General features: G+C 42.7%; 8 protein-coding genes and 1 pseudogene. 4 read left to right on the top strand and 5 right to left on the bottom strand.

Annotated elements, in window-relative coordinates; translation table 11 throughout:
- Together ABYB02_RS10870 and ABYB02_RS10865 are read left to right on the top strand one after the other, a co-directional pair.
- The coding region (locus ABYB02_RS10870; RefSeq protein WP_372762478.1) for an N-acetyltransferase family protein at nt 1-413 on the top strand (413 nt) is incomplete at its 5' end.
- A complete protein-coding gene (locus ABYB02_RS10865; protein ID WP_372762477.1) occupies nt 413-1,366 on the top strand; it encodes an ion transporter in 954 nt (317 codons plus the stop codon). The genes ABYB02_RS10870 and ABYB02_RS10865, both read left to right, overlap by 1 nt.
- Nucleotides 1,367-1,373: 7 nt before the next feature.
- On the opposite strand, the gene ABYB02_RS10860 is transcribed toward ABYB02_RS10865, so the two are convergent.
- From ABYB02_RS10860 to ABYB02_RS10850, 3 genes are read right to left on the bottom strand one after another with little or no spacing between them, the layout of a single operon-like run.
- Nucleotides 1,374-5,879 carry an EAL domain-containing protein gene (locus tag ABYB02_RS10860; protein WP_372762476.1) on the bottom strand — a complete coding sequence of 1,502 codons (4,506 nt, stop codon included), beginning with the start codon at nt 5,877-5,879 and terminating at the stop codon, nt 1,374-1,376.
- Nucleotides 5,880-5,893: 14 nt separating this feature from the next.
- On the bottom strand, nt 5,894-6,307 hold the full coding sequence (locus ABYB02_RS10855) for a GNAT family N-acetyltransferase (protein ID WP_372762475.1): 414 nt from the start codon (nt 6,305-6,307) through the stop codon (nt 5,894-5,896).
- A 2-nt stretch (nt 6,308-6,309) separates the two neighbouring features.
- Nucleotides 6,310-6,513, bottom strand: a complete 204-nt coding sequence (locus tag ABYB02_RS10850) for a DUF3283 family protein (RefSeq protein ID WP_372762474.1) — start codon at nt 6,511-6,513, stop codon at nt 6,310-6,312.
- A gap of 154 nt (nt 6,514-6,667) precedes the next feature.
- On the opposite strand from ABYB02_RS10850, the gene ABYB02_RS10845 reads away from it, so the two are divergent.
- Nucleotides 6,668-7,366, top strand: a complete 699-nt coding sequence (locus ABYB02_RS10845; RefSeq protein WP_372762473.1) for a hypothetical protein — start codon at nt 6,668-6,670, stop codon at nt 7,364-7,366.
- Here ABYB02_RS10845 and ABYB02_RS10840 read toward each other — a convergent pair.
- A pseudogene (locus ABYB02_RS10840) lies at nt 7,363-7,607 on the bottom strand (DUF1289 domain-containing protein). The gene ABYB02_RS10845 and the pseudogene ABYB02_RS10840 overlap by 4 nt on opposite strands.
- 172 nt (nt 7,608-7,779) lie before the next feature.
- Entirely contained in the window at nt 7,780-8,913 is a 1,134-nt protein-coding gene (locus ABYB02_RS10835; RefSeq protein WP_372762472.1) for a 1-acyl-sn-glycerol-3-phosphate acyltransferase, read from the bottom strand.
- A 524-nt stretch (nt 8,914-9,437) separates the two neighbouring features.
- Here ABYB02_RS10835 and ABYB02_RS10830 point away from each other — a divergent pair.
- Nucleotides 9,438-10,285, top strand: an 848-nt coding sequence (locus ABYB02_RS10830; RefSeq protein ID WP_372762471.1) for a D-2-hydroxyacid dehydrogenase, incomplete at its 3' end; no start/stop codon positions are given.

Here is a 10,285-nt window from a genome sequence, read left to right as displayed (position 1 = left end):
GCTCGTTAGCCAAAGAAGACAGATACAAACGCTTTTTTGGCGAACTTCCACAGTTTAACCACGATCAACTGGCGAAAATGACGCAAATTGATTACGACCGCGAAATGGCGTTTATAGTCAGCCAACAACACGACAATCAACAACGCACTTTAGGGGTGTCGCGCGTTATTATGGATCCTGATAATTTACACGCTGAATTTGCCATTGTGGTGCGCTCAGACTGCCAAGGGCTTGGGCTTGGTCGACTATTAATGAATGCCGCCATTGCTCATTGTAAACGCCAAGGGGTAAAGTCAGTAGAAGGCATCACATTACCCGAAAACGTTGGCATGATTGAGCTGGCGCGTAAGCTGGGCTTTAAAATAACGCGCGATTTTGAAGAAGGCAGTATCAATATGGTGCTAACACTATAATGAATCATCTCCGTCACCTTAGGCAAACCATTGCCCATGTTTTTGAAGCCTCTGGAGACTATCAGCGGGCTGGGCATTTACTCGACATCGCGTTGATCAGCCTGATCATGGTGAATGTTATTGCCATCGTGTTAGAGTCGGTCAGCAGTATTGCTGTGCAGTATCATCAAGAATTTTTATTATTAGAAGTGGTGTCGGTCAGCCTCTTTTCCATTGAATACCTGATTCGACTGTGGACCTGTGTTGATCGTGCTAAGTACGCCGCCATGGCGACTTCAAATACTAAACGCCGCATTCGCTACCTGCTTTCGCCTTTAGCGTTAATCGATTTAATTGCTATTTTACCCAGCTTGCTGATGTTTGCGTTTGCCCTCGATTTACGCTTTTTGCGGGTGTTACGCTTGCTCCGCGTATTTAAACTGACACGCTACTCACGGGCAATGCAACTGTTGCTGCAAGCGTTTATCGATGAAGGCAGTTCGCTGTTAGCAGCATTTTTCATTATGGCGGTGGTGCTTATTTTAGCGTCATGTGGCATTTATTTACTGGAACATGATATTCAACCCGACAAATTTGGCTCTATTCCCGCCGCTATGTGGTGGGCAATGGCCACCCTGACCACGGTCGGTTATGGCGATGTGGTGCCGATCACCCCGCTGGGCAAGTTATTTGGTGGTGTCATCACCCTAGTGAGTATGGGCATGGTGGCGGTACCGACCGGCTTATTAGCCTCGAGCTTTTCAGAGCAAGTACGTAAGCGGCGTCAGGTATTTGAAGATGCCGTCTATGAGCAATTAATTGACGGTAGCCTAGGCGAGGCGCAACTGTCTCATCTCGAAGACTTACGCTACAAGCTCGGGCTAAGTAAGCTTGAAGCCAATAAAGCAATAAAAACGCAGCTTAATGCCCGCAGCGCGCAGCTGTTTTGTCGCCATTGTGGTAAGCGTCCATAAAGACGCTTTACCCTTGGGTAAATACATCACGCCAATCGCGCGTAATCAGCGGTAGCACCGCATCCGCTGACACTGGCTTACTAAATAAGTACCCTTGAAAATGATCGCAACCTAAGGCTTTTAAAAAGGCCAATTGGTGCGAGCTTTCAATGCCTTCGGCAACACACTCCTTACCTAAGCTATGGGCTAAGGTCAGCGTTGAGTGAATGATTGCCTCGTCATTTGAATCCACGCCGATGTCTTGCACAAAACTGCGATCTATTTTTAATACATCGATTGGAAAGCGTTTTAAGTAAGTTAACGACGCGTAGCCGGTGCCAAAATCATCCATGTATAAGCGACACCCTAGCGCCTTTAGCATTTGCATACTTTTTAACGCCTGCTCGGAGTCGCGCATTAAAATAGACTCAGTGATCTCAAATACAATCGCTTGAGAAGGAATGGCCGCGTCTGCTAATAACTGTTTTATTCCCGGTACCAGTTTCTCAAACTCAAAATCTAAGGCCGATAAATTAATCGATAAATATAAATTAGCCGACACCGCACGCCACGCAGCAAATTCACTAAGTGCCCGCTCTAAGGTCTGCAACATTATTTTGGTAATTAAACCAATACTTTCAGCCGCTAATGAAAACTGCTGCGGATTAATTGCTTGATTATTTGGCCAGCGTAACAGTACTTCAAAGCCCGCCGTTTTTTGTGTTTTTGCACTTATTATTGGTTGATAATAATTACAAAACTCATGTTGTTGATAGGCTTTCACTAACTGCGACTCTAAGTGCAATGCTTGTTGTACGCGCTGATTCATTTCCTGCTTATAAAATTTATAGCTGCCCTCTAGATTATCTTTAGCGTGATATAAAGCAATATTTGCCGCTTTTAATAAGTCTTTATATTGCAGTGCATCTTCTGGGTAAGTGGCAACCCCAATACTCAAGTTAACGTTAATAACTTGCTCGTTCAGGGTAATATTTTGCTTTACACTATCCATTAATTTACTGCATACCTGCAGCACTTCTTCTAGTTGCTGAATATCCTCAACCAATACCACAAATTCATCACCGCCAAACCGCGCCACGCTATCACTCGGGCGTAAAGTGGCTTTTAAACGCTCCGCCACGGTTTTAATTAACTCATCGGCCACCTCTCGCCCTAATGAGTCATTAAAGTGCTTAAAGCGTTTTATATTGATGTGTAATAACGCCGCTTTGCATTTATGCCGCTGTGCCTGCTCGATAGCGTGGATCACCCGATCATTAAACAGGGTTTTATTCGGCAAGCCCGTTAATTGATCATAATTGGCCAATATATGCAGCTCATTTTCTGCTAATTTTTGGGCGTTAATATCAGTTAAAATTACAATATAGCTGGTTAAACGCTGGGCGCTGTCGGCCACCGCACTTATTTTTACTAACACATGACGCCGCTCTTTATTGGCAAGCACAACACTGTCTTCACAGCTAAAGTGCTCACCCACCTTGAGCGTTTGCATGATGCGTAAATAATCAAAACAACTGCTGCGCGCAATACCTAAATTAAGTTCACGGCTCGAGCGTGGCTCTGCCGAAAAGTTAAATGCTGTTTGTAACGCTTTATTTGACGCGCGAATATTAAAGTTTTTATCGAGGATAAATACCCAATCACGGGTTTGCTCAAAGGCGGCTGCAAATAACCGTGCGTGCTCTTCAAACGCCATTTCGCGGGTCATATTGGTATAAGTACCCGCCACTTTTTGCGGTTGTTTATCGTGCCATTCAACAACTTTGCCAAAGTCTTTATACCATCGCCAATGTCCTTTTACGTGGCGCAGGCGGTACGTACAATCAAAGTAGCCTTTATCGGTAGACAAAAACTCTAGCCATTCTAAGCGAAATAATGGCCGATCTTGGGGGTGAATTTTTGCCAGATAATCATCTAAACTCACACTCTCCTCTGTATAACCCAGTTCATCAACTAAACGCGGTTGATAAATAGTGAGACTCTTGGACTGCCAATCCCATACACCGGACTCACTGCCCTCTAGCGCTAACTTTAAACGTGCTTCACTGTTTTTACTTTCTTGATGGGCGGCTAATAAAATACGCTGGATTTTATTGCGGCGCATCACCCAACCAGCCACTAAGGCAATCAACAATAGGCTGTATAACACTAAAAAGTAGGGCGCACGCCACAACGGGTACTGCACGTTAATCGTTAAAATGGCGGGGGGCGTATACTCGCCGGTCAGCGGGTCGATTGCCCATACTTTTAATTGGTAATTACCTGGGTTTAACTTGGGAAACACCACGCGGTTATTTCGTGTGTAACTTTTTTTGCCATTATCTAATTGATATTCATAAACTATGCGCTCTTGAAAGCTAAATGACATGGCCGAAAAAGCAATTTCTAAACCAATATCATCATGATTTAATAGCACTTCTTTTAATGGCTGTTGCAAGTTAACCGAGAGATCACGGGACATTAAATTGATCCGTGTTATGTTCACATGATCAATTAATGGCTCAGTATTTTGATTTTCTTTGGGATCAAAGTAGGTAAAGCCCTTTAAGCTACCATAAGCAATACGCCCATCACTTAACTGCGCCATTGCACCACTATTAAATTCGGCAAAGTGCAGCCCTTCGGATGAGGTAAACTGTTGAAAGTGTAATGTGTTAGGATTTAAGCGCCAAATTCCTTTGTGGCTACTCATCCAAATCATCCCTTCATCATCAAGCACCATATCGTAGAGTAAAGTACCAAGCCGATTTTTTTCTAGATCTATGGTGTGTACGAGCTCGTAAGAGTTGGCATCTATGCCTATCAGGCCAAAATTAGATAACGACAGCCATAAAATATTATTGTTATCCACTACATAGGAAAGCACATTAACCGCTACATTTTCATGCTGTTGCGGTACTTTATACAAGGTTTTAAGGGTGAAACTAGTTGGCGTAACTTGATATAAAATGCCATTACTAAAAAATAACGGGCTATCTGGCTTAATTGACAATGGCGGTAAAAAACCATGCGCTAAAAAGGGATCAAAGCGAGCAAATTCGCCACCTAAACGCGTTAACTGCTGGGTGTTAATATTGTACATAAACATGCCATGATCCGCGTTGACATAATACAACTCCCCGCTTGGCATTAACGTCACCCCATGTACCCAGCCACGAATAAACGCTTGATTACTCGGATCTTGGGTTTTAGCTTCGGTGATCTGCTGAGTCTGGGGATCAAAGCTAAACAGCCCTCTATTAGAGTAGAGCCATAACTTATCTTGATAAGGCATAATGCGATAAACAGTAAATTCGGTAGTTAATAAATCAACGTTATAGTTTTGCAAATAGACGTTGCTACTATTTGTTGTTAAATCAACCTCCGTTAAACCGTTATGAGTCGCCAACCATAATTTATCTTTATATTCTGTAATTCCCCAAATAGAGTGATGCGAAAAACCATCCCCCTGCAGCATACTGCCTGCAACATTATGAAACTTATAATTATCGCTGGATAAATAAAACGCCCCGTCCGTTCGAGTGGCAAGCCAGACTCCTCCCGACTTATCGTACACCATGTCTATTATGCTGCTGTCTGCCAAGGTGTATTTGCTTTGTTTGATACGGCTGTTTTTAATTAGCTGGCCCGTTTCTAGGTGATAACGAAATAGTCCTTTGTCGGTGGCTAAATCAACGCTCTGTTGCTGATTAACGATGCGCCAAACATTAAGATCGGCAAGTAACACGGCGTTTTTAAACGGCTGCTCTGGGCGCTCAAACATACTGCTTAAGTTGCTAATATCAACTTGGTATAAGCCTTTCACTGTGCCTACCAATAATTGATTATCCTTACCTACCGCAAATGACTTCACATTATTTTGGTATATATGCTTAGCTTCTGCAGATAAATGCTGTAGTGGCCGCACTTGTTCAGTGGCAATATGATAAACATAGGCCCCATGGCTGGTGCCAATAAAAATAGCGCCATTATAGTAAAACAACTCACGAACTAAGGTATTTTCAAAGTCACTGGGGAGGGTGAAAATACTAGTAATTGCGCCGCTAGCTATATCTAACTTTGCAAAATCGCGCCCTCTGCCAATCCACAGTGTTTTTTCGTCAACTGCCAGCATGCTAAACACCGACTGACTAATTATTTGCTCTTCACTGCGGGGTTTGCCTAAAAACTGTTGGTAGGAATCTGTTGCCGGATCGTAGCGAAACAAGCCAGCAAGCATAGAAGCGATCCAAATATGACCTTGAGGATCTTGATAAATATGATCAATAATAGTTTCTTCTAGCTCACCATTGGGGCCATTGATAGGTATAACCTGATAACCATCATAACGGTTCAACCCCCCTTCAGTAGCAAGCCACAAGTAACCATTATTATCTATCAGCATGGTACTCACATAGCTTTGCGATAACCCTTCACTTGGCGATAAGCGCTTAACTTGCGCACTGACGTGGCAGCTCATTATTAGCATCAATGTGAGCACGTAGCTTATTATTCGGGTAATGCTGTTACTCATGCTTGATCCCATGGTTATTTTTCTACACTGCGATATTCTAAAGCAACGATATTACGGTGTTTATAAGTGTCGAAAAGCACTAACAATGCAGGATTATATGTTAACACCAGGTTAAAACCAAGCGACAGATATAAATCAACAACATTATGATAAGCAAATGTATAGAGCGTTTGTGGTTGCTGGCTTAATAACGTTTTCAGCAGCATTTTTGCTAAGCCTTGACCACGGTATTGCGCAGCCACAAACACCGTGGATAACAATAACAGCTGGGCCTTATGCTGTACTCGAGCAGCGGCCACTATGTTGTTATTATGGTACACAACCCAAAGCTGATCTTGCTTATTAGCCCGTCCGCGTACACTGTGTTGAGCATAAAACTTATTCACTAACGCAGTTTTTATCGGCGCCAGCTGTTTTACTAGGTACATGGTTAGCCTAACATAAGGGCTAAATAGCGTTCGAAATTTTGTTTTAACGTTAACTGCTCTGCAATTGGGCGGCTATGTAAGGTGTTATAGATCTGCTCGCGTGACTTTTTGCCACGCTTAATTTGATAAGCCCAAAAAGACGCTTCATAGTCTAACTGGATCTGGTATTTTTGCTCACGGGGTAAATTACATAAATTAAAACTCATGGCAGCTCCTACTACAAAGTAAATAATTAACTCTATGCACAATATATAGAAATATTGCTTTAAAAACACTTCAGCTAGGCTAAAAGTAATGCGATTGCTATTATAACGTTATTACTGGGGTAGTTAATATCTTATCGGTTAATTGGCGGGGTCAATGCAGCATAGATTTGTGAAATTATATTTAGTTGCCAGCTTATTGTTTAGTATGTCGGCTGCTAGTCAGCAACACATCTTAACCTTTAATCGCCCACAAAGTAGCCCGCAAACGAATTATATTATTGAGCTTCTCAGCTTGGCGTATCAAGACATAGGGTATACGCTGCATATTATCGACTTTAGTAAAGAAAATGCCTTAGTAGCGGCCAATAGCGGCGTATTAGATGGTCAATTAGGGCGCAATATCAGTATTGAATCACACTATCGCAACCTGCAACGCGTAGACTACAGCCTGTTAACGTTTAACTTGATGCTGTATCAACAGTGTATCCCCATCCCATTTGCACAACTCCCTAGTATTACGGTATTAACGGGCTCACCGGTGCAATCGTTTTACTTACAGGAAATGCAATTTGCGGGTGATATTATTCGCGTTAAAAATATCAGTACACAATTAAATTTACTGCTACAGCAAAAAGTAGCTGGCGCTTTATTGCTGGATTTTTCGGCCAATACGGAGGTCGTGTACGCTGCACATACGTGTATGCAAACACAGCGCTTAACACGCTATTCTTTGTATCATTATCTGCATAAACGACATAGTCAACTGCAGCCCAAAATAACTCAGGCGTTAATTAAGCTTCACAGCAATGGCACTGTTTATGCGCTAAAAGCTAAATATAATATAGCCAATTAAAAATCAAAATCTTGCTGCTCTACTATTTCGTCCACAGCGCCATCTTGGCGTTTTTTTGTAAAAAACGTTTATAGCGTTGCTGGCATAAATGTAATACTTTTTTCTTTTGCGCATTGGTTAACGAATTCCATAAAAACCGCTCCTCTCGGCTACGGTAGCAACCTTTGCAGTAGCCGCGGTTATTTACCAAGCAAATACTTTTACAGGGGCTAGGAATATCAAATATTTCAATTTGCTGCATTACTCCTCCCCACCATTACTGACACTATCTATTTAGTATAGCGCTGTTTGCGCAAACAGCAGCTGCAGCAGTAAAGGTGATAAGTTAGCACAGCAAAATACCCAGGGTTGTCCCGCATTTTGCTACGCTGCACAATGAATAAAACACGAATTATTCAGTGCAGCGCGAACGCTTAATGCTCACAGGTTTTGCGATTTATTTCAGCTTTGCGATGATAAGGCTTGGCATACATAGCTAATACTAACGGCTTGAGCTCTTCTGGCACTTGCGCCATGCGCTGCTCAAATAATGCAACATCGCCAGCATCAATAACCGCCTCACGACAGCCCCCCGCAATAAAGTTGCCTGGGTGCAAATAGAATGAGTCAATAATTTGTTTATCTATGGTTTTCGCCAACTCATCGGCGCTATCACAATGAGAAGTTATCGGTTTCCCAAACGCTAAATGAATATGTCCTTTGGCTGTACTAAAACCTTCAACAATGCTGGCTATATCTTCACCCTCGGCTTTTACATACTTACCGTGATGCTGCTTATGGTAAAGCTCTTTCGCTTTGGCAATGGCACAGGGTTCAAATTGGTATGAAATTGACACTGGCACTATTTTTAGTTCTTTGATGTATTCTGCAAATTCTTTTTTTTGTTTACGGCCATTTAGTTGTAACATTTTTAACAGCGCAGGATCGGTTTGATCAACGCCATCTTTTGCGCGGCCTTCTTTTTGTGCAATCCAAATAGAGTGGCCGGTGCTTAATGAATCGTAAATATAAGCCGATAATTGTGTTAACGCTTTAAGCATTTCTTTAGGGGCTTTTGCCGAGCGTTTTACAATAAAGCTTTTATTTAAGCGCATTAGCTCGGTAATAAAGGGGCGTTGTAATAAATTATCGCCAATGGCAATGCGCACGGTTTTCATTTTATGCTGAAATAAGCCCCAATTAACCAAGGCCGGATCGAGTACAATATCCCGATGATTTGAGATAAATAAATAAGCCTGCTGTGGATCTAATTGATCTAGTCCTGAAAAGGTAACTTCTGAGGTGGTGCGTTTCACCAGCTTATTTAAGTATTTCGCGACGATGTTTTGTACATCTTCTACATGTTTAATAGCGCCCCACTTTTTACGTAATCGGTGCCTAATTAATGGACGCACTATAAACGGCACTGCTGACAAAAAACGCGGCAAATTATACTTTGCAATAACATCAATAAACGCATTATCGTCAATTAAACGCTTAAGCGAAGCGGTCACTTCTTCATCATTGTAAGGTCTTATATCTGCGTACTTATCTTCTAATTCAATCATTTACTGCATCTACAAAGTTAAAAACGGCACGCTTAGCGTACCGTTATGGCTGATTTTGATTATAACTCAAGCAAAAATACGAAACTAGCAATACTAAAGTTCGATTTACCTAGCGTACATAGAGTTATAGTTTAGTGGGCAAGTATAAACAACAGGCTAAAGGTGCTCACTGGCAAGTTGTATTAATCAACATAAAAGGCGCATGCCCCCAGTGTGGCTACAGCGCGTTCGCTGAGCTGGCCCAATAAATAGCCGCAAAGATTACCACGATACATGCTTGCGAGTGGGCAGACCACATTTAAATAATAATCGGACTGATCGCTTCAAATTTAACAAACTGTATATTTTATAGTACCTTAGCCTATCAAGCCGTACTGACCTTAGTTAACAATATCAATCGCGTTAACAAAGTGAGCATGCTTTTAATAAGATGGTAGCAATAGCACTGATACATAGCGTGGCAAGTTGCGTAGTATACCGCCTGCCAACCCCCTCTCAAATTGAGGTTTAATCTAGGAAGAACCATGAAAATCACTATTCTTGATAATGCAACACTTGCAAACACATCACTTAACTGTATTGCCGAGTTAGGTGAGCTAACGGTACATCAACTAACTAGCCCAGAACAGGTCGTTGCGCATAGTGCCAATGCAGAAGTGTTGATCACCAACAAAGTGGTTATTAATCGCGACACGATGCGCCAGCTCAGCGCACTTAAGCTGATTTGTGTAAGTGCCACTGGCACCAATAACGTTGATCTTGAAGCTGCCAAAGAGTTTGGCATTGCCGTCACTAATGTGGCCGGTTACTCAACCCCCTCGGTAGTGCAACACACCTTTTCGTTAATCACTAACTTATTGGGCAATACGCACCGCTACCAGGCCGATTGTCAGCAAGGTGCTTGGCAAAAAAGCGAGATGTTTTGTCGACTCGATTACAGCTTTAATGACTTACAGGGGAAAACCTTGGCTATTATTGGTGGGGGTACATTAGGCAAAGCCGTGGCGAAAGTAGCCGACGCATTTGGTGCACATGTTGTTGTCGCCGAGCGTAAAGGCGCTTCGTGTCGAGCTGGCCGTATCCCCTTTATGGAAGCCATTACCACGGCGGATATTATCAGTGTCCACTGCCCGTTAACCGATGAAACGCGCGATCTGATCACCCTTAACGAACTCAAAATGATGAAACCCAGTAGCCTTATTATCAACACCGCGCGCGGCGGGATCATTAATGAGGCCGATCTTGCTACAGCGTTACAGCAACAGTTGATCGCCGGTGCGGGGGTGGATGTACTCACCAAGGAGCCCGCCGAAATTAATAACCCATTGGCGAATTACCAAGGCGATAATTTACTCCTCACTCCACATATTGC

This window comes from Pseudoalteromonas sp. (assembly GCF_041613455.1).
Lineage (GTDB): Bacteria > Pseudomonadota > Gammaproteobacteria > Enterobacterales > Alteromonadaceae > Pseudoalteromonas.
This window is presented reverse-complemented; position numbering and strand designations above follow the sequence as displayed.

What these genes read in the sequence shown, in the direction of transcription:
- ABYB02_RS10865 (WP_372762477.1), top strand. Translation starts at nt 413, where the DNA reads ATGAATCATCTCCGTCACCTTAGGCAAACCATTGCCCATGTTTTTGAA.
- ABYB02_RS10860 (WP_372762476.1), bottom strand. Translation starts at nt 5,879, where the DNA reads ATGAGTAACAGCATTACCCGAATAATAAGCTACGTGCTCACATTGATG.
- ABYB02_RS10855 (WP_372762475.1), bottom strand. Translation starts at nt 6,307, where the DNA reads ATGTACCTAGTAAAACAGCTGGCGCCGATAAAAACTGCGTTAGTGAAT.
- ABYB02_RS10850 (WP_372762474.1), bottom strand. Translation starts at nt 6,513, where the DNA reads ATGAGTTTTAATTTATGTAATTTACCCCGTGAGCAAAAATACCAGATC.
- ABYB02_RS10845 (WP_372762473.1), top strand. Translation starts at nt 6,668, where the DNA reads ATGCAGCATAGATTTGTGAAATTATATTTAGTTGCCAGCTTATTGTTT.
- ABYB02_RS10835 (WP_372762472.1), bottom strand. Translation starts at nt 8,913, where the DNA reads ATGATTGAATTAGAAGATAAGTACGCAGATATAAGACCTTACAATGAT.